General features: G+C 60.1%; 24 protein-coding genes. 12 read left to right on the forward strand and 12 right to left on the reverse strand.

The features are described from left to right. Nucleotides 1-80: 80 nt before the first annotated feature. Nucleotides 81-905, reverse strand: a complete 825-nt coding sequence (locus LGT41_RS01575; protein WP_274128250.1) for a DMT family transporter — start codon at nt 903-905, stop codon at nt 81-83. An 86-nt stretch (nt 906-991) separates the two neighbouring features. Between LGT41_RS01575 and LGT41_RS01580 the strand changes: the two genes are divergently transcribed. Both LGT41_RS01580 and LGT41_RS01585 read left to right on the forward strand, forming a co-directional pair. After that, nucleotides 992-1,303 (forward strand): ArsR/SmtB family transcription factor, encoded by a 312-nt coding sequence (locus LGT41_RS01580; RefSeq protein WP_274128251.1) that lies wholly within the window; start codon nt 992-994, stop codon nt 1,301-1,303. A gap of 41 nt (nt 1,304-1,344) precedes the next feature. After that, nucleotides 1,345-2,382 carry a permease gene (locus LGT41_RS01585; protein WP_274128252.1) on the forward strand — a complete coding sequence of 346 codons (1,038 nt, stop codon included), beginning with the start codon at nt 1,345-1,347 and terminating at the stop codon, nt 2,380-2,382. Nucleotides 2,383-2,438: 56 nt separating this feature from the next. Here the strand turns inward: LGT41_RS01585 and groL are convergent, their stop codons facing one another. The 3 genes from groL to LGT41_RS01600 form a co-directional block, all read right to left on the reverse strand. Beyond that, on the reverse strand, nt 2,439-4,094 hold the full coding sequence (gene groL / locus LGT41_RS01590) for a chaperonin GroEL (RefSeq protein WP_274128253.1): 1,656 nt from the start codon (nt 4,092-4,094) through the stop codon (nt 2,439-2,441). A gap of 37 nt (nt 4,095-4,131) precedes the next feature. After that, nucleotides 4,132-4,419: a co-chaperone GroES gene (locus tag LGT41_RS01595; protein WP_274128254.1), complete on the reverse strand. Its 288-nt coding sequence runs from the start codon at nt 4,417-4,419 to the stop codon at nt 4,132-4,134. 133 nt (nt 4,420-4,552) lie between these two features. Next, entirely contained in the window at nt 4,553-5,581 is a 1,029-nt protein-coding gene (locus LGT41_RS01600) for a nucleotidyltransferase family protein (RefSeq protein ID WP_274128256.1), read from the reverse strand. 173 nt (nt 5,582-5,754) lie between these two features. On the opposite strand from LGT41_RS01600, the gene LGT41_RS01605 reads away from it, so the two are divergent. From LGT41_RS01605 to LGT41_RS01630, 6 genes are all read left to right on the forward strand, one after another. Further along, nucleotides 5,755-6,675, forward strand: coding sequence for a manganese-dependent inorganic pyrophosphatase (locus LGT41_RS01605; protein WP_274128257.1), 921 nt, complete (start codon nt 5,755-5,757; stop codon nt 6,673-6,675). Between the two features lie 18 nt (nt 6,676-6,693). Next, nucleotides 6,694-7,578 (forward strand): TIGR01459 family HAD-type hydrolase, encoded by an 885-nt coding sequence (locus LGT41_RS01610; protein WP_274128258.1) that lies wholly within the window; start codon nt 6,694-6,696, stop codon nt 7,576-7,578. Between the two features lie 116 nt (nt 7,579-7,694). After that, nucleotides 7,695-8,150 (forward strand): MaoC family dehydratase, encoded by a 456-nt coding sequence (locus LGT41_RS01615; protein ID WP_274128260.1) that lies wholly within the window; start codon nt 7,695-7,697, stop codon nt 8,148-8,150. Between the two features lie 24 nt (nt 8,151-8,174). Beyond that, on the forward strand, nt 8,175-9,101 hold the full coding sequence (locus LGT41_RS01620) for a bifunctional riboflavin kinase/FAD synthetase (protein WP_274128261.1): 927 nt from the start codon (nt 8,175-8,177) through the stop codon (nt 9,099-9,101). Further along, nucleotides 9,101-9,541: a YcgN family cysteine cluster protein gene (locus tag LGT41_RS01625; protein ID WP_274129624.1), complete on the forward strand. Its 441-nt coding sequence runs from the start codon at nt 9,101-9,103 to the stop codon at nt 9,539-9,541. The genes LGT41_RS01620 and LGT41_RS01625 overlap by 1 nt, the downstream gene beginning before the upstream one ends. Beyond that, nucleotides 9,541-10,599, forward strand: coding sequence for a threonine aldolase family protein (locus tag LGT41_RS01630; RefSeq protein WP_274128263.1), 1,059 nt, complete (start codon nt 9,541-9,543; stop codon nt 10,597-10,599). The genes LGT41_RS01625 and LGT41_RS01630 overlap by 1 nt, the downstream gene beginning before the upstream one ends. A gap of 91 nt (nt 10,600-10,690) precedes the next feature. Here the strand turns inward: LGT41_RS01630 and LGT41_RS01635 are convergent, their stop codons facing one another. Continuing rightward, entirely contained in the window at nt 10,691-11,278 is a 588-nt protein-coding gene (locus LGT41_RS01635; RefSeq protein ID WP_274128264.1) for a 2-hydroxychromene-2-carboxylate isomerase, read from the reverse strand. 130 nt (nt 11,279-11,408) lie between these two features. Here LGT41_RS01635 and LGT41_RS01640 point away from each other — a divergent pair, with 130 nt between their 5' ends. Further along, the gene (locus LGT41_RS01640; protein WP_274128265.1) at nt 11,409-12,425 is read left to right on the forward strand and encodes a ribose-phosphate pyrophosphokinase; all 1,017 of its coding nucleotides are present in this window, start codon (nt 11,409-11,411) and stop codon (nt 12,423-12,425) included. On the opposite strand, the gene LGT41_RS01645 is transcribed toward LGT41_RS01640, so the two are convergent. Further along, entirely contained in the window at nt 12,422-13,612 is a 1,191-nt protein-coding gene (locus tag LGT41_RS01645; RefSeq protein WP_274128266.1) for a TCR/Tet family MFS transporter, read from the reverse strand. The two genes, LGT41_RS01640 and LGT41_RS01645, sit on opposite strands and share 4 nt — an antisense overlap. Before the next feature lie 100 nt (nt 13,613-13,712). On the opposite strand from LGT41_RS01645, the gene yghX reads away from it, so the two are divergent. Beyond that, complete coding sequence (yghX, locus tag LGT41_RS01650; protein WP_274128267.1) at nt 13,713-14,600, forward strand: YghX family hydrolase; 888 nt, start codon at nt 13,713-13,715, stop codon at nt 14,598-14,600. Between the two features lie 91 nt (nt 14,601-14,691). Here yghX and LGT41_RS01655 read toward each other — a convergent pair whose 3' ends face one another. The 6 genes from LGT41_RS01655 to LGT41_RS01680 all read right to left on the reverse strand — a co-directional run bounded on the left by LGT41_RS01655 (nt 14,692) and on the right by LGT41_RS01680 (nt 20,577). Beyond that, nucleotides 14,692-15,090 carry a F0F1 ATP synthase subunit epsilon gene (locus LGT41_RS01655; protein ID WP_274128268.1) on the reverse strand — a complete coding sequence of 133 codons (399 nt, stop codon included), beginning with the start codon at nt 15,088-15,090 and terminating at the stop codon, nt 14,692-14,694. A gap of 16 nt (nt 15,091-15,106) precedes the next feature. Further along, a complete protein-coding gene (atpD, locus tag LGT41_RS01660; protein ID WP_274128269.1) occupies nt 15,107-16,531 on the reverse strand; it encodes a F0F1 ATP synthase subunit beta in 1,425 nt (474 codons plus the stop codon). Nucleotides 16,532-16,547: 16 nt separating this feature from the next. Then, on the reverse strand, nt 16,548-17,417 hold the full coding sequence (locus LGT41_RS01665) for a F0F1 ATP synthase subunit gamma (RefSeq protein WP_274128270.1): 870 nt from the start codon (nt 17,415-17,417) through the stop codon (nt 16,548-16,550). A 32-nt stretch (nt 17,418-17,449) separates the two neighbouring features. Continuing rightward, on the reverse strand, nt 17,450-18,988 hold the full coding sequence (atpA, locus tag LGT41_RS01670) for a F0F1 ATP synthase subunit alpha (RefSeq protein ID WP_274128271.1): 1,539 nt from the start codon (nt 18,986-18,988) through the stop codon (nt 17,450-17,452). Next, nucleotides 18,988-19,548, reverse strand: coding sequence for a F0F1 ATP synthase subunit delta (locus LGT41_RS01675; RefSeq protein ID WP_274128272.1), 561 nt, complete (start codon nt 19,546-19,548; stop codon nt 18,988-18,990). Before LGT41_RS01675 ends, atpA begins: the two co-directional genes overlap by 1 nt. A gap of 198 nt (nt 19,549-19,746) precedes the next feature. After that, the gene (locus LGT41_RS01680; RefSeq protein ID WP_274128273.1) at nt 19,747-20,577 is read right to left on the reverse strand and encodes a class I SAM-dependent methyltransferase; all 831 of its coding nucleotides are present in this window, start codon (nt 20,575-20,577) and stop codon (nt 19,747-19,749) included. Between the two features lie 64 nt (nt 20,578-20,641). Here LGT41_RS01680 and gloB point away from each other — a divergent pair, with 64 nt between their 5' ends. Further along, on the forward strand, nt 20,642-21,409 hold the full coding sequence (gene gloB, locus LGT41_RS01685) for a hydroxyacylglutathione hydrolase (protein WP_274128274.1): 768 nt from the start codon (nt 20,642-20,644) through the stop codon (nt 21,407-21,409). A gap of 155 nt (nt 21,410-21,564) precedes the next feature. After that, nucleotides 21,565-23,886, forward strand: a complete 2,322-nt coding sequence (clpA, locus tag LGT41_RS01690; protein WP_274128276.1) for an ATP-dependent Clp protease ATP-binding subunit ClpA — start codon at nt 21,565-21,567, stop codon at nt 23,884-23,886. Nucleotides 23,887-23,960: the final 74 nt, after the last annotated feature.

Genomic DNA, 23,960 nt, shown 5'->3' on the forward strand with positions numbered 1-23,960 from the left:
TGTCGGCGGCTTCATTTGGGGTGCGGCACCCGGCCACCTGCCCACCTTGCAAAAATCTTAACTGCGCTGCAAGCCCTTGGTTACTTGCCGCGGCTGTAAACGGCCAAGCCAATTCCGCCCAGAATAAGCGCGCTGGCGAGCATGAAGGTGGGTGTTGGCGACTCTGCAAGCCAGATAATGCCACCGCCCAGCGCAATGATCGGCACGCAAAGCTGGGCAATGGCGGCAAGGCTGGCATCGAGCTTTGGCAGGGCATAATACCAGATTGCATAGCCCAACCCCGAGGCCAGCGCACCGGACGCAACGGCCAAGGCAATGCCCGGCGCATTTGCCCCACCACCCACAAGCGCCCATATAAGCAGGCCCAAAGGTGCGGCGCGCAGGAAGTTCCCGGCCGTTGCGGCCAAGGGTTGCTTTGTGTGGCGGCCAAGAAGCGAATAAATGCCCCAGCCAACGCCAGCAGCCAGCATAAGTGCCGAACCTATGGCAGACGGTGTGGCTGCGCCCGGCACGAACAGCACGGCAAGGCCGACCAGCCCCAAACCCATTCCGAGCCAGCGGCCAAGTTGCGGGCGCTCGCCTTCGATAATGCCACCGGTGAACATGGTAATTTGGACGGCACCAAACAGGATAAGCGCGCCCAATCCGGCATCAAGGCTAAGATAGGCAAAGGAGAATGCGGCAGCATAGAGCAAAAGCGCCAATGCTGCGGGCCAGTTGCCAAAGCGTATGGCATTTTTCTGGCGGAGCGCCAGCAGCAATGCCAGCACAACGGCACCCGATGCAATGCGAATGGCTGTGAAGGCGGCGGCATCTATCGCGCCATCAGCCAGTGCGGCGCGGGCAAGCACCGAATTGGCGGCAAAGGCAACCAGCGCAAGCAGGGTTATGAGCGTAATTTTCATAGCCCCTTTGACCCTAGCCAAGCGGCATGAGCAAGAGGCTGACATTTCACATTGCCGTATAACTAGAAATATAGTTATATTGCAGCATGAGCATATCAGCCCAACCCGATTCGCAGCATATTGCCCAAACCCTGGCCGCGCTTGGCCATACGGCGCGGATTGAAATTTTTCAGCTTCTCGTGCGCTGCGGCGATGCGGGCATGTTGGTGGGCGAAATCGGCACGCGGTTGAAGCTGACGCCCTCGACCCTTGCCCATCATCTCAAGGCGATGGTCGATGCAAAGCTGATCACCCAACAGCGGCAGGGCCGTCAGGTGGTCAACCGGGCCAATTTCGCCACGATCAACGGCGCTGTGGCGTTCTTGATGGCGGAATGCTGCAAAGGCCCGCCTGACTAGTTTTTTTGCCCATAAACAACTACTAACCTAGGATTATAGATATGATAGATACCAGCCTTTTCGCCCCCACACCGTTTTGGCGGCAAATCAAGCGCCAACGTATCTGGCTGATCAGCGCAGCGCTGTTGCTGGGCATGTTCGCCATCTCTCCAGCGCTGGCAATTGCAAATATCCGCTTTGTGGCCACGGCTTTGTTCGGCGTGTCGCCGTTCTTGCTGCTTTCGGTTGCGCTGGCCGCCTATAGCACGGCCACGGGGGCCGACCAGCTTATCGCCCGTGCGCTGCGCGGAAACCCGGTAAAAATGATCATCATTGCCGCGATGATTGGCGGGCTGTCGCCGTTTTGCTCCTGCGGGGTGATCCCGCTGATTGCCGCATTGCTGGTGATGGGCGTGCCGCTTTCGGCGGTCATGGCCTTTTGGCTGGCCTCACCGGTGATCGACCCGTCAATGTTCGTGCTGACCGTGGGCGTGCTGGGCCAAAGCTTTGCAATCGGCAAATTGCTTGCCGCCATCGGGCTGGGCGTTGCAGGCGGCAGCCTCATTCACCTTGCCTCGAAGGCCGGATATTTTTCCGATGTGCTGCGCCCCGAATTGGCTGCGCGGGCCAATATGAACCGCGTAACCGAACCCAAGCCGATAGTCTGGGCTTTCTGGCGCGATGCCGCGCGCCGCGCACGGTTTGGGTATGAAGCCCGCTCAACCACGCTGTTCCTTGGGAAATGGTTGCTGCTGGCCTTCACGCTGGAAAGCCTGCTGCTGACCTATATGCCCGCCGAGATGATCGCCGCAACGCTGGGCGGATCAGGGCTTGGGCCAATAGCCCTGGCAAGCCTGCTGGGCGTGCCCGCCTATATGAACGGCTATGCCGCCCTGCCCCTGGTCGACGGGCTTATGGGCCAGGGGATGAGCGCCGGCGCTGGCATGGCGTTTCTGGTGGCCGGCGGCGTTACATCCATGCCCGCAGCGCTGGCTGTCTGGGCCTTGGTGCGCCCGCCGGTCTTTGCGCTCTATATCGGCTTCGCGCTGGTCGGGGCGTTCAGCGCCGGGTTGCTGTTTCAGCTTGCCACCAGCCTGTAGAACAAAAAGGGGCGCCCCTTTCGGAGCGCCCCGGGTTCCTGGCGGAACGGGATGATTTACATCATGCCGCCCATGCCGCCCATGCCACCCATATCGGGCATACCGCCACCGGCACCGCCCTGGCCTTTCGGCTCGGGCTTGTCGGCGATCATCGCTTCGGTGGTGATCAGCAGGCCGGCAACCGAGGCTGCATCTTCCAGCGCAGTGCGCACCACTTTGGCGGGGTCGATCACGCCAAACTTGAACATGTCGCCATATTCTTCGGTCTGGGCGTTGAAGCCAAAGGAAAGGTCGCTGCTTTCGCGGATTTTGCCCGCAACAACGGCCCCGTCAACACCGGCATTGTCGGCGATCTGGCGCAAGGGCGCTTCCAAAGCACGACGCACGATTTTGATACCGGCGTCCTGGTCAGAGTTTGCGCCCTTCAGGTCGGCCAGTTTCTTGCCGGCCTGCACAAGCGCAACACCACCACCCACAACAATGCCTTCTTGCACGGCTGCACGGGTTGCGTTCAGCGCATCGTCAACGCGGTCTTTGCGCTCTTTCACTTCGATCTCGGTGTTGCCACCAACACGAATTACCGCAACGCCGCCAGCCAGTTTGGCCAGACGTTCCTGCAGTTTTTCGCGGTCATAATCGGAGCTGGTTTCTTCGATCTGCTGTTTGATCTGGGTCACGCGGGCTTCGATTTCCGACTTCTCGCCATGACCGTCCACAATGGTGGTTTCGTCCTTGGTGATGGTCACTTTCTTGGCGGTGCCAAGCATATCGAGGCCAACATTTTCCAGTTTCATGCCCAGATCTTCAGAGATCACCTGACCACCGGTCAGAATGGCAATGTCCTGCAGCATGGCTTTGCGACGGTCGCCAAAGCCGGGGGCTTTCACGGCTGCCACTTTGAGGCCACCACGCAGACGGTTCACAACGAGGGTTGCCAGCGCCTCGCCGTCAACATCTTCAGCGATGATCAGCAGCGGCTTGCCCGACTGGATAACGGTTTCCAAGAGCGGCACCATCGGCTGCAACGAGGAGAGTTTCTTCTCGTGCAACAGGATCAGCGCGTCTTCCATTTCGACAACCATTTTTTCAGGGTTGGTCACGAAATAGGGCGACAGGTAGCCGCGGTCGAACTGCATACCTTCAACAACTTCGGTTTCTGTTTCCAGACCCTTGTTCTCTTCGACGGTGATCACACCTTCGTTGCCGACTTTCTGCATCGCATCCGCAATCTGGCGGCCGATTTCAGATTCGCCGTTGGCCGAAATGGTGCCAACCTGTGCAACTTCGTCGCTATCGGCAACGGGGCGTGCAGCCGCTTTGATCGAGGCGACGACATTGGTCACAGCCAGGTCGATGCCGCGTTTCAAATCCATCGGGTTCATGCCGGCGGCAACCGATTTCAGGCCTTCGCGCACAATGGCCTGGGCCAGAACGGTTGCGGTGGTGGTGCCGTCACCGGCCGTGTCATTGGTGCGGCTGGCGACTTCTTTCACCATCTGCGCGCCCATGTTCTCGAACTTGTTTTCCAGTTCGATTTCTTTGGCAACGGTCACACCGTCCTTGGTGATGCGCGGTGCACCAAAGCTTTTGTCGATAACCACGTTGCGGCCTTTGGGCCCAAGGGTCACTTTGACGGCGTTGGCCAGAATGTCGACGCCTTTCAGCATCCGGTTCCGGGCATCGGTGTCAAATTTTACGTCTTTTGCAGCCATGTCAGATAGCTCCTATAAATTCGAGGTTGGGCGCGGCTTAGGAAATAATCCCAAGCACGTCGCTTTCTTTCATGATCAGCAGGTCTTCACCGTCGAGTTTGATCTCGGTGCCCGACCATTTGCCAAACAGGATGCGATCGCCGGCTTTAACGTCCATCGGGATCAGCTCGCCGCTGTCTTTGCGTGCGCCTGCGCCAACCGAAATGACTTCGGCTTCGGAGGGTTTTTCTTTGGCGGAATCAGGAATGATCAGCCCGCCCTTGGTTTTCTCTTCGCCTTCAATGCGACGGACCAGGATACGGTCATGCAGAGGAGTGAATGCCATGAAAAGGCTCCTTTGAGACTACGTGTCTACGGTGGCTTTATGTGTCTTAGCACTCGCCACCCCTAAGTGCTAACGCAGTGGATTTAAGCGGGGTGACGGCTTGTGTCAATATGACAGTGGACAAATATCTGCCCTAGCCCGGAAGCGATGCCAAAGCAGCAGCGGTTGCAGGCAATTGTGCAAGGCTTTGATCAATCGCCTTGCGCCATGCGCTGCCAGCGTTGCGGGCCTGCTGATAGGCCTCGGCGAGTGCATCGGGGCGTTCTTCGGCCAGAAAACGCACAAGAAAATCAGCCTGCGCGCGGTCTTTGCGGGCCTTTTGCTGGCCTTCGCCTGGGCGCCTTCGTGTGGCGACGATCAGTTTGTGAATGGCATAGCGTTCGGCGCGTGGCACCTGGACAAGCACGCCGCTGCGATAGAGCAGCGGCACGGTGATCGGTTCTGCGATCAGATAGTTCAGAAAATGCAGCGATTGCGCCGAAACGCCCAGAGCAGGCAACTTGCGCAAATCTTCATCATCGGAAAATGACGGTGTCAGAAATTCGACCTGCGTTTGCCGGTGCGACTGCATCCATCGCCAGACATGGCCGGGCTGCATGGCCGGAAGCGGGTTGAACTTCAGCCCGGCAAAAACCTCTTGCAACTCGGTGCTGACCTGATCGCCAAGCGCCAGCGAAAGCCGCTCGAAACTGGCAATGTCGATGTCATCGGTCTGGGCGGATTGGTCAAACCCGATCTGCACGCCAAGCTCGCCCTCATAGGCGCGAAAGGCCTGCGTGCCCACAATCGTGCCGCCAAGCCGGAAAACCCCGGCCTGTGCAAGAGCTGCGATGACTTGGCCGGTCGCGACATCCGGCGCCAGATACCCCTCGGCGCGCAAAACCTGCATCAGACGACTGCGCTGGCGGCGGGCCTCATCGCGTTCGGATTTGGCCTGCTTGTGCCGCTCCAGCCGTGCGCGCAACGCGTCACCATCCTCGCCGATATATTTGTCGACGGTTTTCGTGCCAAGGCGATAGCGGTCATACCAGTATTTTCGTCCGCCAATTCGCTTGAGCGTCGGCATTCCGCGAAGATCGCTGACCGCCTCATCCAGCAGCAGGCGCCGCAGATCCGTCCAGGCGGATTGGCCGATATGCGAGTGGTATCTGAATGGTTCCATAGCCATACCCTACAATAAATACTTTGCAGGGTAAACTCCTACCCGACATACTATTTTTTGTGGGGTAGAAGCCGCGTTGCGCCTGTGCCACGACACGCGACAAATGCAGCCCGTGACAAGCGGTCTGCGCCGCCCTATAAGGCGGCAAAATCAGCCAAGTTACGGAAATTTCAATGACCATCAAAGTCTTTGGCCACAAGGCCCCCGATACCGACAGCACCGGCGCCGCCATCATCTGGGCGTGGTATTTGAACGAGGTCAGGGGCCAAGGCGCCGAGGCCGTGTTGCTGGGCGAGCCCAATACCGAAGCCGCCTTCATGCTCAAACATTGGGACCTGCCCAAGCCTGAGATTATTTCAGGCGTTGCGCCCGGCACGCCGGTGGTGATCGTTGACACGAACAACCCCGCCGAACTGCCCGAAGGAATCAACGATGCCGATATTCTGGCGATTATCGACCATCACAAGCTTGTTGGCGGGATTGAAACCAAAGGCCCGATCGACATGACCATCCGCCCGCTGGCCTGCACCGTAACCGTGATGCACGCGCTGATGGGAGAGGATGCTGCGCAGATGCCCGCCTGGGCCAAGGGTGTCATGCTCACCTGCATCCTGTCTGACACGCTGGAATTTCGCAGCCCGACCACCACACCCGTTGACCGCGCCCTTGCCGAGGCGCTTGCCGCCGAGCTTGAAATCGACATCGCCGCCTATGCCAGCGAAATGTTCGCCGCAAAATCGGATGTTTCGCGCTTTTCTGAAGCCGAGCTTTTGCGCATGGACAGCAAGGAATATGCGGTTGGCGGGGTAAATCTGCGGGTTTCGGTGCTGGAAACCACCTCGCCGCAATCGGTGCTGGACCGCAAGGCCGCGCTGATGGCGGCCATGCCCGGCGTGGCGGCGGACGACGGTGCCGAGCAGGTTTTGCTGTTCGTTGTCGATATTCTGCGTGAGGAAGCCACGCTTCTGGTGCCCAATGATGTGGTCAAATCCATTGCCGAAGCCAGTTTTGGCGCTACGGTTGCAGGCGATAGCGTGGTGCTGCCCGGCATTATGAGCCGCAAGAAGCAGATCATCCCCAACCTTAAAATCTAGCCCGAAAAGGCCCGCCCCATGACCGAGATTATCGCAAGCCTGGGCGATATTGCCCGCCGCTACGACGTGCTTTTATGCGACCTTTGGGGCTGTCTGCATGACGGTATCCACCCCTTCCCCGATGCTGTGGCCGCGTTGCAGGCATTTCGCACAGCTGGCGGGCGGGTGGTTCTGCTGACCAATGCGCCGCGCCCCGAAGCCGCGGTGCGCGCGCATCTCAATGCTATGGGCGTGCCAACCGATTGCTACGATGTCATCGTAAGCTCGGGCGATGCCGCACAGGAAGCGATGCTGGCCGGATTGGTTGGTGACAAGGTGTTCCATATCGGCGCCAAGGCCGATGAGAATTTCTTTACGACCTTTTCGGATGACATTGTTCAGCGCATAACCATTGCCCGCGTGCCGCTGGATCAGGCCGAAGGTGTAATTTGCACCGGGCTGGCCGATGACAGGGTTGAAACGCCGGATATGTATCGCGAGGTGCTGCTGGGCGCCAAGGCGCGCGGGCTGAAGATGATCTGCGCGAACCCCGATATCATGGTCGACAAGGGCGAAAACCGGCTTTACTGCGCCGGGGCTCTGGCCGCGCTTTACGAGGAAATGGGTGGCGAGGCGCTGTATTTCGGCAAGCCCCACGCCCCGGTCTATGAACTCGCCCGCCGCCGCCTTGCCGCGATGGATGGCAAACTGCCGGTGGATGAGCGGATGCTCTGCATAGGTGACGGGATTGCCACCGATGTGCAGGGCGGCATGGCCGAGGGGCTGGAAACATTGTTCATTACCGGCGGGCTGGCCGGACCGGACATTCCGCTGGAAAACGGGATGCCCGATGCGGCGGCCTTGCAGGCCTATCTGGCCAGGCACCAGCAATCGCCCACCGCTGCAATTGGGTTTTTGCGGTAATTTAATTACCTTCCGGAAGCCGGATGTGTTTTTTTGTTGCGCGACCCTTGCGCGCGGCACATGCGCATGTTAGCGATTGTGCGCCGCAATACGCGCCAGCCATTTCGGAAAAGCCCATGTCCAGCCTTGCCCCGCGAAACTTCGAACCCGGCACGATCTGCATCGAGGATCTGGAAATCGGGATGCTGCGCGAATTGTCCAAGGTGATTGGTGATGCGGAAATTGAGATGTTCGCCGAACTTTCGACCGACCATAACCCCGTGCATCTGGACGACGATTACGCCCAGCAAACCATTTTCGGCGGGCGCATCGCGCATGGGATGCTGACCGCCGGGCTGATTTCGGCGGTGATTGGCGAGCAATTACCGGGCCACGGCACGGTTTACCTTCGGCAAAACCTGACCTTCATGGCACCTGTGCGCCCCGGTGACCGGGTTGATGCCAGCGTAAGCGTGCGCGAGATTGACTATGCAAAACGCCGCGTGACCCTTGATTGTGCCTGCCGCGTGGGCGATACCGTGGTGCTGAAAGGCGATGCGCTGGTTATGGCGCCCAGCCGCAAATTCGACTAGGGCGCAGGCATACCTGCGAGGGCCATGCAGGTTTTTAACTCATTTCACGCAATCCCCAAGGCTGCGCGCGAATCCTCTGCCGCGATGGGGAATTTCGATGGTGTCCATATCGGCCACCGCGCGGTAATCGAGCGTGCGCGCCATGCCGATATGCCGCTGGCCGTGGTGAGCTTCGAGCCGCATCCGCGCCAGTATTTCGCCCCCGATGGCCCGCCCTTCCGGCTGATGAGCCCGGCCACCAAGGCGCACCGGCTGGAAAAGCTTGGGGTCGATCTGCTGTTCGATCTGCCGTTCAACGCCGATCTGGCCAACCTTTCGGCGCGCGACTTCGTGCGCGATGTTCTGGCCGACGGGCTTGGCCTGGCCCGTGTGGTGGTGGGCGCCGATTTTCGCTTTGGCAAGGGGCGTGAGGGCAGTGCAGACATGCTGCAGGCCCTGGGCGAAGAATTTGGCATCGAGGTTGAAATTGCGCCGCTCGTGCAGGCCGAGGCCGAAGATGTATCCTCGACCGCGATCCGCACCGCCCTGGCGGCGGGCCGCCCGCGCGATGCCGCCAAAATGCTCGACCACTGGCACCGGATCAACGGCATTGTCATCAAGGGCGACCAGCGTGGCCGCGCGCTTGGTTATCCCACCGCCAATATGGCGCTTGTCGATCTGCACCTGCCGCGCCTTGGCATTTATGCCGTCTGGGTCGATGTGTTGACCGGGCCGCATAAAGGCGCTTATCGCGGGGCGGCCAGCATTGGAACGCGGCCCACTTTTGGCGAAAATATCCCGAATCTCGAAGTGTTCATCTTCGATTTTGAGGGTGATTTATACGGGGCCGAACTTTCGGTCGCGCTGGTCGACTACCTCCGCCCCGAGCTGAAGTTTGACGGGATTGATGCGCTGGTTGCGCAAATGCAGAATGACTGCGCCCGCATCGCCGCCATTCTGGACGCTGAATGATGCGCAAGAGGTTCTGGGAAAAGCCGCTGGAAAGCCTTGATCGCGAAGAATGGGAAGCCCTGTGCGATGGCTGCGGCAAGTGCTGCCTTCTTAAGCTGGAAGACGAGGAGACCGGCGCATTCGCCTATACCCGCGTGGCCTGCCGCCTGTTTGACAGTGCCACCTGCCGCTGTGGCAACTACCCGCTGCGCCGCCAGTTGGTGAAGGGCTGCGTCATCCTTACCCCCGAAACGCTGGAGCAGAACAAGCACTGGATGCCCGCCACCTGCGCCTATCGGCTGCGCGCCGAAGGCAAGCCGCTTTACGACTGGCACCCGCTGCTTTCCGGCGATGCAAATTCGGTGCATGAAGCTGGGGTCTCCATGAAGAACCGCACGCTTACCGAGTATGATGTCGACCCCGACGAGCTTGATGCGCATATCATTGAAGGAATGCTGTAATGATCTTTTCATCCGACAATGCCGCTCCGGCCGCCCCCGAAGTGATGCAGGCCATGCTGGCCGCCAATGAGGGCCATGCGGCATCCTATGGTGGCGACGAGATCATGACGCGGGTGAGCGCGCGCATTCGAAAGATATTTGAAGCGCCTGAGGCTGCGGTCTATCTCGTGCCCACCGGCACCTCGGCCAATGCGCTGGCTCTGGCCACAATCTGCCCGCCCTGGGCGACGATTTACTGCGCCACCCATGCCCATATTGCCGAAGATGAATGCGCAGCCCCCGAGTTTTACACCGGCGGCGCCAAGCTCAGCCTGATCGCGGGCGATGATGCACGCATGGATGTGGAGGCCCTCGCCAGGGCGCTGAAATATGCCGCCCCGGCGGGTGTGCATAATGTGCAGCGCGGCGCGGTTTCCATGTCGACCGTTACCGAAATGGGCGCGGTTTACAGCCTTGAGCATATGCGCGCGATAGCCGATCTGGCGCATATGCATGACCTGCCCGTGCATCTGGACGGCGCGCGCTTTGCCAATGCGCTGGTGGCGCTTGGCTGCACCCCCGCCGAGATGAGCTGGAAGGCGGGGGTTGATGTGCTGTCATTCGGTGGCACGAAGAACGGGCTGATGGGTGTGGAAGCCGTGGTGTTCTTTGACCCGAAACAGGCCTGGGAGTTTGAATTGCGGCGCAAGCGCGGCGGGCATCTGTTTTCCAAACACCGCTATCTGTCGGCCCAGATGGAGGCTTATCTGGCCGATGATCTGTGGCTGAAACTGGCCGCCCGCGCCAATGAAGCGACGCAGCGCCTGGCGACGGGTCTGGCCGCCTGCGAAGGCTTTTCACTGCTGCACCCGGCCGAGGCGAACATGATTTTCGCCTCCTGGCCGCGCCGCGCGCATGATGCTCTGGCCGCAGCAGGCGCCAAATATTACCAATGGCCGCATGATGCCGAAGCGACTGGCCCCGCCGATGAACTCATCTCTGCGCGGCTGGTCACAAGCTGGCATACAACCGATGCCGAAATCGCCCGCTTTACCAGCGTGTTTGCATCAGCCAGGTAGCGCCACGCGTCCCGGGCCTGACCCGGGACCTCGCAGCCGCAAACATGAGGTCCCGGGTCAGGCCCGGGACGGTGTCGTTCTTGTGGTGCCTTCAGCCCAAATGCGCGGCCAGATGTGCCAGCCGGTCATGGCCCCAAAATACCTGATCGCCCACCACATAGCTGGGCGAGCCAAACACGCCCGCCTTGATGGCGTCCTGCGTGTTACGCTCCAGCACATCGACGCCCGACAGCATCCCCGATGTGGCAAGCCCGGCGTCAAACCCTGCCGCTGTCAGGCAGGCTGCAATCACCTCATCCTGGGAGATGTCACGCTCTTCCGCCCAGACCGCGCGGCACAGGCTGTGGCAGAGCGCGCCCAGATTGCCGCCACCCGCATCTTGCGCGGCAATAATGGCGCAGCTTGCCGGCACGGGGTTGGTGGGAAAATGCGCCGGGCGAAGGTTGATCGCCAAACCTTCCATTGCTGCGGAACGCGCAAGATCCTGGAACCGATAGGCCTGGCGTGATTCGTGGCGCTGCGGCAGGGCCACACCGCCCGTTGCCTCGAACACTTTGGCCAGTAGAATCGGCCGATAGGTTATGTCCGCGCCACTCTGGGCTGCAATTTGCTCTAACCGTGTCCCTGCAAGGTAGGTATAGGGCGATAGCGGGGTAAAAAAATAGTCGATCTGCGCCATATTTCCTCCGTCAGGTTGCCGCGCCCCCAGAATGACGGTCTTTGCAGGCTTTGCAAGGGCGCGCGGCAATGTTAAGCCACGGCCAAGGTAAATTTGGCGCGACATTGCGCCGCTGACATGAGGGACCGTCATGAGCCGCAGCCTGCAACCCAAACTGATTTCCGGAAATGCCAACCAGTCGCTGGCCAAAACCATTGCGCGGCGGATGAGCCTGCATTCCGGCGGAAAAGTGGAATTGATCAAGGCGCGGGTCGAACGCTTCAACGATCAGGAAATTTTTGTCGAGGTTTATGACAATGTGCGCGGCGAGGATATGTTCATCATCCAGCCAACCTCGAACCCTGCAAACGACAACCTGATGGAACTGCTGATCATGACCGATGCCTTGCGCCGCTCTTCTGCTGCGCGCATCACCGCCGTCATTCCCTATTTCGGCTATGCCCGGCAAGACCGCCGCACAAAGGCGCGCACGCCGATTTCGGCCAAGCTGGTGGCCAACCTCATCGCGCAAGCGGGTGTCGAACGGGTGCTGACAATGGATTTGCACGCCGCACAGATTCAGGGCTTTTTCGATATTCCGGTCGATAACCTCTACGCCTCGCCGGTTTTTGCGCTGGATGTGAAGCATCACTTCAAGGACCTGAACCAGATCACCGTTGTCTCGCCCGATGTGGGCGGCGTGGCGCGGGCGCGCGAACTGGCCGAACGCATTGGCGCCGATCTGGCGATCGTCGACAAACGCCGCTCGGGCCCCGGTGAGGTGGAAAGCCTGAACGTTATTGGCGACATCAAGGGCCGCATCTGTGTGATCATCGACGATATCGTCGACACGGCAGGCACCCTGTGCAAAGCCGCCGATCTGCTCATCGAGAAGGGCGCCAAGGAAGTTCATGCCTATATCAGCCACGGGGTTTTGTCGGGCCCGGCGGTGGAGCGCATTACCGCAAGCTCGATGAAATCACTGGTGGTGACGGATTCGATTGAATCCAACGGCGCAGTGAAAAAATGCAAGAAAATCCGCTTCGTGCCGACCGCGCCAATGTTTGCGCAGGCGATTGTAAACATCTCCAATGGCACCTCGGTTTCGAGCCTGTTTGATGACAATACGCTTGGCCCCCTCTACGAGGCCTACTATCCCGGCGCCTAAATCTTGCGCCATGCCAACGGGATGATGGCCAGCGTGATCAGCGCGGCCAGAAAGAACGGTGCGCCGGGAATATAGGGCATGGAAGGGCTGGTAAAGGCCCAGAACGTGCCTGTCATGATCAGCGGGCCAGCGATGGAGATAAGCGCACCAAGGCTGCCGATGACACCTTGCAGCTTGCCCTGTTCATTGTCGCTGACCCGGTTGGACATCAGCCCCTGCAAGCTGGGCGGGGCAAGGTCGGAGAGTGCGCAGATCGGCAACAGCATGAAAACCACAAGGCTGCTGGGGGCCAGCCCGATGCCGAACAGCCCCAAAAACGCCATCCACATGCCAAACAATATCACCCGGCGCTCTCCCCAGCGCGGGACAAGCACGCGCAGCAAACCGCCCTGCACAACGAAAAGCAGCGCGCCATAGGCGGTTAGCGAAATGCCCACGGTAACGGTTGACCAGCCAAAAGAGGCTTTGCCGAAATAGGCCCAGACGGCGGGGTAGACAAAAGCGGCAAGCTCGAACAGCATGAACACGGTCAGGGGCACGCGCAGGGCGGGCAGCGCGAAGGCATCGCGCAACGCCGTGAATGGGCTGCTTTTGCGCAGGCTGAACGGGCGGCGCGCCGCTTTGGGCAGTGATTCCGGCAAGAAGAACCAGCCAAAGGCGAAGTTGGCCGCGCTTAGCACGGCAGCGGCGTAAAACGGCGCGCGCAGATCAACCCCAGCCAGTAGGCCGCCAAGTGCGGGGCCAAGAATGAACCCCACGCCAAACACCGCCGAGATCAGCCCGAAATTCGCCGCCTTTTCCGCAGGCGCGCTGATATCGGCCAGATAGGCGGTAACGGTTGAATAGGTCGCCCCGGCAATGCCCGCCACGATCCGCCCGATGAGCAGCAGCCAGAAGGTCTGCGCCAGGGCCATCAGCAGATAGTCGAGCGTCAGGGCGGCAAGTGCCAGCAACAACACGCCGCGCCGCCCGAAGGCGTCGGACAGGTTGCCGATCAACGGAGAAAACAGGAACTGCATCACCGCATAGGCCGACATCAGAATACCGCCCCAAATGGCGCTGCTGCCGATATCACCCGCCCCGACTTCGGCCATAAGGTCGGGCATGATCGGGAAGATCAGCCCGACGCCAATGGCATCGAGCAGGATGGTTGCGATTGCAAAAGCAAGGCCGGCCTTGGGTTTCATGCCACTCCCATATCTGCCGTATCGCCTTCCCGCAATTGTGATTGCGCCGCATGTGGCACATACTGGTCGCCTGATCATTCAAGAAAAGAGGGAGATTGCTATGAAGCGTATGCGTGCAAGTGATTTTCACCCCCGCCTGCTGGAGCTTTATGACGGCTATGTGCATGGCAAGATGAGCAAGCGGGCCTTTCTGGACCATGCCGCGAAGTTTACCATTGGCGGGGTCGGTGCTGCGGCCATGCTGGAGATGTTGCAGCCGAATTACGCGCTGGCCCAGCAGGTTGCGCCGGATGATCCGGCTATAGAAACCACGCGTATCACCTATGCTTCACCCGATGGCAACGGCGATATTTCCGGGCTGATGGCGCGGCCCGCCGGGGCGCCTGGCCCGCTGCCTGCCGTGTTGGTGGTGCATGAGAACCGCGGGCTGAACCCATATATCGAAGATGTCGTGCGCCGTTGCGCCAAGGCCGGCTATATGGCGCTTGGCCCGGACGGGTTGTCGCCACTTGGCGGCTATCCCGGCAATGACGATGCCGGGCGCGAAATGCAAAGCCAGATCGACGGCGCCAAGCTGATGCAGGATTTCTTTGCCGGTTTCGAATATCTGATGGCCCATGCCGACAGTTCCGGCAAGGTGGGCGCGGTCGGATTTTGCTATGGCGGCGGCGTGTGCAATGCCCTGGCGGTGGCCTATCCTGAACTGGCCGCCTCGGTGCCGTTTTATGGCCGCCAGCCCGATATTGCCGATGTGCCCAGGATCAGGGCGGCAATGTTGATCCATTATGCCGGACTGGATGAGCGGATCAATGCGGGCTGGCCGGCATACGAGGCCGCATTGAAGGCTGCCGGAACGCGCTATGAGGCGTATATCTATGACGGCGTGAACCACGGCTTTCACAATGACACGACGCCACGCTTCGACGAGGCTGCGGCCAATTTGGCCTGGGAGCGGACATTGGCGCATTTCTCGACATATCTGACATGAAACAAAACCGCCCCGGATTTGCTCCGGGGCGGTTTGTGATTGAGCCAGAGGCCCCGGATCAGGTCCGGGGCGGCGCGGTTCGCAAGAAAGCCTAAAGGCCGAGCTGGCTGCCCAGCGTCTTGAGGTCATTGACCCGCAGCGCCGTGGCGGCCTTGTTCTCTTCGGCAGCCGATGCGGCGGCGGCTTCGGCATCCGACATCAGGCCCGCGAGTATATCGGCCCCGAATTCAGCCTTGGGCACAGCCACTTCGGCCAGAATCGAGGTGCCCGCCGCAGAGAGTTCGGCAAAGCCGCCAGTCACCACATATTCGGTGACCGTGCTGCCCACATGCACCCGCACAAGGCCCGGGCGCAGCGTGGTCAGGAACGGCGCATGGTCTGCCATTGCCGTCAGGTCACCCTCGGCCCCCGGAATTTCCACCGCATCGGCGGCCAGCGAGGCCAGCTGCCGTTCGGGGGAAACCAGATCAAACTGCATCGTTTCGGCCATTTTGGGCCCCTTTCACTTAGGCGGCTTCGGCGGCCAGTTTCTCGGCTTTTGCGATCACTTCATCGATGCCGCCAACCATGTAGAAGGCCGCCTCGGGAAGATGGTCGAATTCGCCGGCAACAACGCGCTTGAAGCTGTCGATGGTCACTTCCAGCGGCACCTGCACACCGGGCGAGCCGGTGAAGACCTGCGCCACGTCAAACGGCTGGGACAGGAAGCGCTGGATTTTACGCGCACGCGATACGGCCAGTTTGTCTTCTTCCGACAATTCGTCCATGCCAAGAATGGCGATGATGTCCTGCAACGACTTGTAACGCTGCAAAATCCCCTGAACGTCACGGGCAACGCTGTAATGTTCTTCACCCAGAACCTGCGGGTCCATCAGGCGCGAGGATGAATCGAGCGGGTCAACGGCGGGGTAGATCCCCAGTTCCGAGATGGCGCGGTTCAGCGTGGTGGTCGCGTCAAGGTGGGCAAAGGATGTGGCCGGCGCGGGGTCGGTCAAGTCATCGGCTGGCACATAAATCGCCTGCACCGAGGTGATCGAGCCGTTCTTGGTCGAGGTGATGCGTTCCTGCATCGCACCCATATCGGTGGCCAGCGTTGGCTGGTAGCCCACGGCCGAAGGAATACGGCCAAGAAGTGCCGACACTTCGGAGCCTGCCTGCGTAAAGCGGAAGATGTTGTCGACAAAGAACAGAACGTCGGTGCCGGACTGGTCGCGGAACTGTTCGGCCATTGTCAGACCCGACAGGGCCACACGCATACGCGCCCCCGGCGGCTCGTTCATCTGGCCGTAAACCAGGGCCACTTTCGACTTGGTCAGGTCTTCGGCGTCGATAACACCGGATTCGATGAATTCGTGGTAAAGGTCGTTGCCTTCGCGGGTGCGCTCACCCACACCGGCAAACACCGAATAGCCCGAATGCACCTTGGCGATGTTGTTGATAAGTTCCTGAATAAGAACGGTTTTACCAACGCCCGCACCACCGAACAGACCAATTTTACCACCCTTGGAATAGGGGGCCAGCAGGTCGATGACCTTGATGCCGGTCACCAGAATTTCCGAGCTTGTCGACTGTTCCGAGAAATCGGGGGCCGGCGCGTGGATCGAACGATGCTCAGAGGCTTTCACCGGGCCTTTTTCGTCTACGGGTTCGCCAACAACGTTCATGATGCGGCCAAGCGTTGCATCGCCCACCGGCACCTGAATTGTGGCACCGGTATCGGTAACCTTGCCGCCACGCACCAAACCTTCGGTCGCGGCCATCGCCACGGTGCGCACGGTATTTTCACCCAGATGCTGCGCAACCTCAAGAATGAGCTTTGTGCCGTTATTGTCGGTTTCAAGTGCGTTCAGAATTTCAGGCAGGGCGCCATCGAACTGAACGTCGACAACCGCGCCGATCACCTGCGTAATTTTTCCGACTGATTTCGCCATATCTATCTCCAGTCCGTTAAAGCGCTTCCGCGCCCGAAATAATTTCGATCAGCTCGTTGGTGATCGCCGCCTGGCGAGACCGGTTGAACTCGATCGTCAACTTGTCGATCATCTCGCCAGCATTGCGGGTTGCGTTGTCCATTGCGGTCATACGCGCGCCCTGCTCGCTGGCAGCATTTTCAAGCAAGCCTGTGAAAATCTGTGTCGCAATCGAGCGCGGCAGCAGATCGGCCAGAATGGCCTCTTCTTCAGGTTCATAGTCGTAAAGCGTGCCCGCTTCGCCCGTGTCTTCAAACTGCGCCGGAATCAGTTGCTGCGCGGTTGGCACCTGCGAAATAACCGAATTGAACTTGCTGAAGAACAGCGTTGCGACATCGAACTCACCCGCATCGAACCGGGCCAGAACGTCGCGCGCCACGTCTTGCGCATTGGCATAGCCCAGCTTTTTCACGGCTGAATTGTCGACATGCGCCACCAGCTTGTCGCCCATATCACGGCGTAGCTGTTCGCGGCCTTTCTTGCCGACTGTGAGGATTTTGACCGTTTTACCAGCCGCGACCAGCTTTTGGGCATGGGCGCGCGCCAGTTTGACGATCGAGCTGTTGAACCCGCCGCACAAGCCGCGTTCGGCCGTGGCCACGATCAGCAGATGCACCTTGTCGCTGCCCGTGCCCTGAAACAGGCGCGGGGCCGAGGCGGAGTTTGCCGCGCCACGCGCAAGATTCGACAGAACGGCGTTCATCCGGTCTGCATAGGGGCGCGCGGCTTCGGCGGCGTCCTGCGCACGGCGCAGTTTCGCAGCCGATACCATCTGCATCGCCTTGGTGATCTTCCGCGTTGATTTAACGCTGGCGATCCGGACTTTCAGGTCTTTGAGGTTGGCCATGCCAAACGCTCCTTTCCGTTACCGGGCTACGATCAGGCGAAACCTTTGGCGAAACCATCGATTGCCGCCTTGATGGCGTCTTCCAGCTCACCTTTGACCTTGCGGTCATTGTCGGTGATGTCTTTCAGAAGATCGGCATTGTTGGCGCGCAGATGCGACAGCAGACCTTTTTCAAAGCGGCTGACATCTTTCACAGCAACCTTGTCAAGGTAGCCTTTGGTGCCTGCATAGATCACGCAAACCTGCTCGGCATTGGTCAGCGGCGAATATTGCGGCTGCTTGAGCAATTCGGTCAGGCGCGCACCACGGGCCAGAAGGCGCTGGGTCGAGGCATCGAGGTCGGAGCCAAACTGCGCAAAGGCCGCCATCTCACGATACTGTGCCAGTTCGAGTTTGATCGAACCCGCAACCGATTTCATGGCATTCGTCTGGGCGCTTGAGCCCACGCGCGAAACCGACAGACCGGTGTTCACAGCCGGGCGGATGCCCTGGAAGAACAATTCGGTTTCCAGGAAGATCTGGCCATCGGTGATCGAGATCACGTTGGTCGGAATGAAGGCCGACACGTCGCCACCCTGGGTTTCGATGATCGGCAAGGCGGTCAGTGAACCATTGCCCATATCGTCGTTCAGCTTGGCCGAACGCTCCAGCAGGCGGGAATGGAGGTAGAAAACGTCGCCGGGATAGGCTTCGCGGCCGGGCGGGCGGCGCAGCAGCAGCGACATCTGGCGATAGGCCACGGCCTGTTTGGACAGGTCATCATAGATGATCAGCGCATGGCGGCCATTGTCGCGGAAGAACTCGGCCATTGTGGTGGCAGCATAAGGCGCAAGATACTGCATCGGTGCAGGCTCGGACGCGGTAGCCGCAACAACGATGGAATAGGCCATCGCGCCGCTTTCTTCGAGCTTTTTCACAAGCTGGGCAACAGTCGAACGCTTCTGGCCGATGGCAACATAAACGCAATACAGTTTTTTGTATTCGTCATCGCCAGCCGCATCGTTATACGACTTCTGGTTCAAAATCGCGTCGAGCGCCACGGCGGTTTTACCGGTCTGGCGGTCGCCGATGATAAGTTCGCGCTGGCCACGGCCAATCGGGATGAGCGAGTCGACCGATTTCAGGCCGGTCGCCATCGGCTCATGCACCGATTTACGCGGGATGATGCCGGGGGCTTTCACGTCGGCAACAGCGCGCGTGTCGGACTCGATCGGGCCTTTGCCATCGAGCGGGTTGCCAAGCGCGTCGACAACGCGGCCAAGCAGACCATTGCCGATGGGCACGTCCACAATCGCGTTGGTGCGCTTGACGGTGTCACCTTCCTTGATGTCACGGTCCGACCCGAAAATAACAACACCGACATTGTCGCTTTCAAGGTTCAGCGCCATTCCACGGATACCACCGGGGAATTCGACCATTTCACCGGCCTGCACATTGTCCAGTCCGTGGACACGGGCGATCCCGTCGCCGACCGAAAGCACACGGCCCACTTCAGCGACCTGCGCCTCGGAGCCGAAATTCTTGATCTGCTCTTTGAGGATCGCAGAGATTTCTGCAGCTTGGATACCCATTACCCGACCTCTTTCATTGCGTTTTGAAGTTGTGAGAGTTTCGATTTGATCGACGTATCAACCATTACCGAACCGACTTTTACGATTAAACCGCCAATCAGCGATGGATCGACGGTTTCATTCATGGTGATCTTCTTGCCCAGGCTTTCGGCCAGGGTTGCCGAGAGCGCCTTGCGCTGTTCGGCAGAAAGCTTGCTGGCGGCGGTCACATCGGCCGTTATCTCGCCGCGCGCTTCGGCGGCAAGGGCTTTGAAGGCGGCGATGGTTGCGCCAAGCTCGGGCAGGCGGCGGTTGGACGCCATAAGCGCCACGGTGGAAGACACCTCGGCCCCGAGTTCCATTTTTGTGCAAATTGCGGCCATAGCCGCCCCCTGCTGATCGCGCGGATAGATCGGCGATTGCGTCAAGTCGCGCAAATCGCTGCTTTCGGCCAGTGCGGCGGCAAGCGTATCGAGATCGGCCTCGACGGGCTTGAGCCTTTTGCTTTCGGCTGCGATTTCAAACAGCGCGGTTGCATAGCGACCGGCGGCTCCGGAGGTCAATGAAGCAGTGGCTGACACGGGCACCCCTTTGGTTAAACACGCCGCGAGAATCGCGACGCGACAGGATTGGGCCACCTGGGCAACCCAACTAAATCGGCGCCCTGATAGCAGAGCATTTCTTAGCAGGCAAGTGATCGGCGGATAATAGCCTGTGCTAAAAATCCACGATTTACAGGATATAACGCAAATGCGCGGCAAGTGCGACGCTTTGTTGCGCTAGGCGGGCGGAATATCTTCCCCTTTCGGGGTGGAGTTGCCGAATCTTTGCTCTTGCGTGGAAGCCCCGCGCGTGCGGTTGGGTGCGCGGTTGGTGGCGGGGCGTGGCCGCGCCAGCCCCTGCAGCACATCAAGCGGCGCGCGCACCGCATCGCGCAGCCCGCTGGGCGGGGCATAGACCTGCTTTGTTGCCTCGACCACCAGCGCGCCTGCCATGATGCGCAAACCCAGGCGGCGGCCGATGCGGCCAAACAGCCGCGCCGTGCGCAGCCAGAAGGCGCGATGGCTTGGCCACATATACAACGCCTTGGCGTGCCAGCCCGGCTGGAAGCGCCGCGCGCGCAACAAGGCTTCGAGCTGGCCCATCGAATAGGGGCGGCCATAGCCAAAGGGCGTGGTATCGCGCCGCGCCCAGAACCCGGCGCGGTTGGGCACGATGAACATGACCTTGCCGCCTGGGGCAAGCACGCGCCATATCTCATCGAGCAAGGCTTCGGGTGCTTCACAGGTTTCCAGCCCGTGGGCCACGATGATCCGGTCGACGGACCCGCCGGGCAGCGGCCATTGCGTTTCTTCCACAAGGGTTGACAGGTTGGCATCGCCCGGCGGCCAGCGCATCACCCCCTGGGCGGCGGGCATAAGCGACAGCACGCGCCGCGCAGTGCCAAGATGCGGGCGCAGCAGGGGGGCCGCAAAGCCAAAGCCGACAACCTGCATCTGGCGCGAATCCGGCCAGCGTTTGGCAATGGTTTCCTGCAGGTCGCGCTGCACCGCCCGCCCCAGCTTGGTGCGATAGTAAAAGGCGCGCAGGTCGACAACATCCAGGTGCATTGTATCTTGTCCAGTGTTGGGCCAGACTGAAAGCTGGCGTCACAGATTGCGGAGGATGGCAGAAATGTCAGCAGAAATCATCACCATTCCCTGCCTTTCGGACAATTACGCCTTTCTGCTGCATGATGGCGCCACAGGCCAGACCATGCTGGTGGATGTGCCCGAGGCGGCGCCAATTCTGGCCGAGGTCAAAGCCCGCGGCTGGCGGATCGACAAGGTGCTGCTGACCCATCACCACCCCGACCACGTGCAGGGGCTGGGTGAAATTCGCACTGCCTATTCCCCGCAAGTGGCAGGCTGTGCCGCCGACGCCCGGCGCCTGCCGCCGCTCGATATTGCCCTGGCCGAGGGCGATGAACTGGCGATTGGCGGGCTTGCGGGCCAAATTCTGGATGTGTCGGGCCACACGATCAACCATATCGCCTGGTATGTGCCGGACGCGCGCGCCGTCTTTACCGCCGACAGTCTTATGGCAATGGGCTGCGGGCGGGTGTTTGAAGGCACGATGGAGCAGATGCATGACAGCCTGCAAAAACTCGCAGCACTTCCACCCGAAACCCAGGTCTGTTCCGGCCATGAATATACAGCGGCCAATGCGCGGTTCGCACAATCCATCGACGGTGGAAACGCGGCGCTGGCCGCGCGGGTGGCCGAAATTGCCGCGCTTCGGGCGGCTGGAAAAGCCACCGTGCCCAGCCAATTATCGCTGGAACTGGCCACAAACCCGTTTTTGCGCGCGGCCGATGCCGGCATTCGCGCCGCGCTTGGCATGGAGACCGCCACAGATGCCGCTGTATTCGCCGCCATTCGCCGCAAAAAAGACATGTTTTGACATTGCTATCGGGGTGGGCGCATTGTTCTATTAACAGAACGTGAACGCCTGAGTCACGCTGACCCCTTGAACCTTGTCGCATGACAACCGAAGTTTAAGGAAAGCGCGCTAGGCTTGATGGCGCTGCACCGCATAGACGAGACAGGAGGCCTTTGATGCCGACATTTTCCAGCACGCTAGAAACCGCGATCCACGGCGCGCTCAGCCTTGCCAATGACCGCCGCCACGAATTGGCGACGCTTGAACATCTGCTGCTTTCGCTGACCGACGAGCCTGACGCGCTGCATGTGATGCAGGCCTGCGGGGTGAATGTTGAAAAGCTGCGCAAAGACCTGATCCGCTATCTCGACGAAGACCTGGATTCGCTGATCTCCGATATCGAGGGCAGCGAAGCCTCGCCCGGCACCGGCTTTCAGCGCGTCATCCAACGCGCCGCCATTCATGTGCAAACCTCCGGTCATTCCGAAGTGACCGGCGCCAATGTGCTGGTGGCGATCTTCAACGAGCGTGAAAGCCACGCCACTTATTTCCTGCAGGAACAGGATATGACCCGCTATGACGCGGTGAATTTCATCAGCCACGGCGTTGCCAAAAACCCCACATATTCCGAGCCGCGCAGCGTGAAGGGCGTGGAAGAGGTGCGCCAGGGCAGCACCGATGGCGGCCAGAAGGAAAAGGGCGAAAGCGCGCTGGCCAAATATTGTGTCGATCTGAACACCAAGGCCAAAAAGGGCGATGTCGACCCGCTGATCGGCCGTGTGGCAGAGGTGGACCGTTGTATCCAGATTCTCTGCCGCCGCCGCAAGAACAACCCGCTTCTGGTGGGCGACCCCGGGGTTGGCAAAACCGCCATTGCCGAAGGGCTTGCACGCAAGATCGTGCAGGGCGAGGTGCCGGAGGTTCTGGCCAGAACCACCATCTATTCGCTTGATATGGGCGCGCTTCTGGCCGGCACCCGCTATCGGGGTGACTTTGAAGAACGCCTGAAAGAGGTGGTGAAGGAGCTTGAAGCGCATCCTTCTGCCGTGCTGTTCATCGACGAAATCCACACCGTTATTGGTGCAGGTGCAACTTCGGGCGGGGCGATGGATGCCTCGAACCTGCTGAAACCGGCGTTGCAGGGCGGCAAGCTGAAATGCATGGGCTCCACCACTTTCACCGAGTTCCGCCAGCATTTTGACAAGGACCGCGCGCTGTCGCGCCGTTTCCAGAAGATTGACGTGAACGAGCCGAGCGTGCCGGATGCCATCAAAATCCTGATGGGTCTGAAACCCTATTTCGAAGAGCATCACAACATCCGCTACACCAATGACGCGATCAAGACCGCCGTTGAAATGTCGGCCCGCTACATTCACGACCGGAAATTGCCAGACAAGGCGATCGACGTGATCGACGAGGCGGGGGCGGCGCAAATGCTGGTCACCGAATCCAGGCGCCGCAAAACCATCGGCACCAAGGATATTGAAGCGGTTGTGGCCACCATTGCCCGCATTCCGCCGAAATCGGTTTCCAAAAGCGATGCCGAAAACCTGCGCGACCTCGAAAAAAGCCTCAAGCGCGTGGTGTTCGGGCAGGATACGGCGATCGAGGCGCTGGCCTCGGCCATCAAACTTGGCCGTGCGGGGTTGCGCGAACCTGAAAAACCCATCGGCAACTACCTGTTTGCCGGGCCGACAGGTGTGGGCAAAACCGAGGTTGCCAAGCAACTGGCCGATACTTTGGGCGTTGAGCTGCTACGCTTTGATATGTCGGAATATATGGAGAAACACGCCGTATCCCGGCTGATCGGCGCACCGCCGGGCTATGTTGGCTTTGATCAGGGCGGTTTGCTGACCGACCAGGTCGACCAGCACCCGCATTGCGTGCTGCTGCTCGACGAGATCGAAAAGGCCCATCCCGATGTGTTCAACATTCTGCTGCAGGTTATGGACCACGGCAAGATGACCGACCATAACGGCCGGCAGGTGGATTTCCGCAATGTCGTGCTGATCATGACCTCGAATGCCGGCGCGGCCGACCAGGCCAAATCCGCCATCGGCTTTGGGCGCGACCGGCGCGAGGGCGAGGACATGGCAGCAATTGAAAAGCTGTTCACGCCCGAATTCCGCAACCGGCTCGATGCGGTCATTTCCTTTGCACCACTGCCGCGCGCTGTTATCCTGAAGGTGGTCGACAAGTTTGTCATGCAGCTTGAGAACCAGTTGATGGACCGCAATGTGCATCTGGACCTTACCCCCGAAGCCGCTGAATGGCTGGCCGAAAAGGGCTTTGATGACAAGATGGGCGCACGGCCCTTGGCGCGGGTCATTCAGGAACATGTCAAAAAGCCGATGGCCGAAGAGCTGTTGTTTGGCAAGCTGATCAAGGGCGGCGTCGTGCGGATTGTCGTGAAAGACGGCGCGCTTGCGCTGGAATATGCGGACCTGGCCGCCAAGCAGATCACCGGGCGCAAAACCCCGCTTCTGGCCGCCGATTAGCACGAAGCCGCATCGCTGCGATTGCCGGGCTTCGCCCGGCGGTGGCGGCGCGGCCGATGTAGCGCCCTGTGCAA

The sequence above is a fragment of the Abyssibius alkaniclasticus genome, assembly GCF_020447305.1.
Lineage (GTDB): Bacteria > Pseudomonadota > Alphaproteobacteria > Rhodobacterales > Rhodobacteraceae > Abyssibius > Abyssibius alkaniclasticus.